Genomic DNA, 2,016 nt, shown 5'->3' with positions numbered 1-2,016 from the left:
GACGAGCTGGAAGAACAGGTTGCCGCCGCCGGGGATCACCGGCAGGTAGCCGATCTCGTCAACGATCAGAAGTTGTGGCCGACACAGGAAGCGCAGGCGTTCCCGCAAGGTCCCTTCACGCTCGGCCTTGGCCAGCGAGCTAACGATGTCGGCCAGGGTGGCGAAGTAGACCGAGCGGCCGGCCTTGACGGCCTCCACCCCCAGAGCGAGCGCCAGGTGCGTTTTGCCGCAGCCGGGCTGGCCGAGGAAATGGACCACCTCGTGCCGGTCGACGAAGTCGAGCTGCGCCAAGGTCATGATCCGATCGCGGTCGAGCGAAGGCTGGAAGGAGAAGTCGAAGCCGGTGAGCGTCTTGATGGAGAGAAGCCGGCCCATCTTCAGGGCCGCCTTGATGCGGCGCCCCTCGCGCAATGTCAGTTCCTCACCCAACAGGGCGTCGATGGCCTCCAGGGCGGAAAGTTCGCCGCGCTCCAGCCGGCGCAGGATGTGCTCCAGCGCTTCCAAGGCGCGCGGCATCTTCAGCCCAACCAGATACTGGCGAATGCGGTCGAGGGTGGCGGGGCCCGCTTCTAACGGCGTGGTGCTCATCACGGGCTCCCCGGCTGGTTGGCCAAGTGGCGGCCGATGGTGTCGTAGATGGCCAGCGAGCGTGGCGTGACGGTGCCGCCCTGCAGCGGTGGTGCTGGGGGCGTGGCGACCTCCCTGGGCGTCTGGCTGTTGGGCGGTGGAGGCTGGGTCCGATGTCCGGTGGCAATGCGCCGCTGGCCTCGTCCTTCCAGCGCCGGGTGGGATGCGACGGCTATGCCGTCCTCCAGGATGGTGACGGTGCCGGCGGTGACCTGCACCTCCACCGTCCGCCGGCGGGTGCAATCCGGCACGGAGTAGAGGTTGCCGCCGACCGACACCATGCCGTCTCGGGTGACGCGGCGTTCCAGGGCCAGCACGCTGTTGAAGGGGCCGGCCGGCAGCGGCTTGAGGTGGAGGCGCTCCTCGGCGAAATGCTCGGCGACGATGCGCTGGGTGGTGGCGTGCCGGCGGCGGTTGGCGAGCTGATCCAGCCACTGGGTGAACTGGACGTTCAGATCCTCGAGATTGCGGAAGCTGCGGGCCAGGAAGAAGTCTTCGCGCACGTAGCGGAACGGCCGTTCGACTTTGCCCTTGGTCTTGGCGCGGTACGGCTTGCAGGCCTTCGGCAGGAAACCGTAGTGGCTGGCCAGGGAGAGGAGCTTGGGATTGTAGGCGATGCCTTGGGTCGGCTGATCGGGGTCTTCGATCTCGCCCAGCACGGCGGTTTTCATGCGATCGTAGAGGATCTGGTCCGGCACGCCGCCGAAGCTGTCGAAGGCGGCGATGTGGCAGCGGAGCACGGTTTGCAGGTCCTGGCGGGCGACGAAGCGGGCCCACATCATGCGGCTGTGGCCGAGCACCATGGAAAACAGCCAGACGATCCGTTCCGCCTCGGGCTCGTCGGTGAAGGTCGTCTTGAAGAAGGCGAAGTCGACCTGGGCCTGCTTGCCGGGCGGTGTCTCGAAGCGACGCTCGAAGGACGGTGACGGGGTGGGACGGATGGCGCGAACCACGGCTTTCAGGATGGTATAGCCGCCGGTGTAGCCGCGCTCTTTGAGTTCCCGCAGCAGGCGGCGGGCGCTGAGATCAGGAAAGGCCTGTAGGCGTTCGCGCAGATAGGGCTCGAAAGGTGTGAGCAGCGTCGGCCGAGCTGGCCGAGGCGTGTAGGCCGGCGCCTCCAGTCCGCGGGCGATGTATTTGCGGATGGTCTTGCGATCCAGGCCGGTGCGGCGTGCGATCGCCGACACCGACAGGCCCTCGCGGGCGAGATCGAGAATCATGACGAGTTCCCCAAGTCTGACCACCTGCGCCCTCCCTCCGCCTCGGAGGGTGATCATGGGCGATGAGCGGCCGCAGGGCTCCGGGGCGTACGCCCCGGAGCCCTGCCGTTGCGTTAGCCTGGGGAATTTTCAGCCGCCCTTTCCGGGGAGTATCCAGCCGGCACTGACA

The 2,016-nt window shown here is 67.2% G+C and carries 2 protein-coding genes; both read right to left on the bottom strand.

The features are described 5' to 3' along the window. Positions 1-588, bottom strand: a 588-nt coding sequence (gene istB / locus TSH20_RS24525; protein WP_109157139.1) for an IS21-like element ISAzs30 family helper ATPase IstB, incomplete at its 3' end; no start/stop codon positions are given. Then, positions 588-1,871 carry an IS21 family transposase gene (istA, locus tag TSH20_RS24520; RefSeq protein WP_109157140.1) on the bottom strand — a complete coding sequence of 428 codons (1,284 nt, stop codon included), beginning with the start codon at positions 1,869-1,871 and terminating at the stop codon, positions 588-590. The genes istB and istA, both read right to left, overlap by 1 nt. Positions 1,872-2,016 lie beyond the last annotated feature (145 nt).

The sequence above is a fragment of the Azospirillum sp. TSH20 genome (assembly GCF_003115935.1).
Lineage (GTDB): Bacteria > Pseudomonadota > Alphaproteobacteria > Azospirillales > Azospirillaceae > Azospirillum.
Note: the sequence above shows the minus strand (reverse complement) of the source record. Positions and strands in the feature narration are given on the sequence as shown.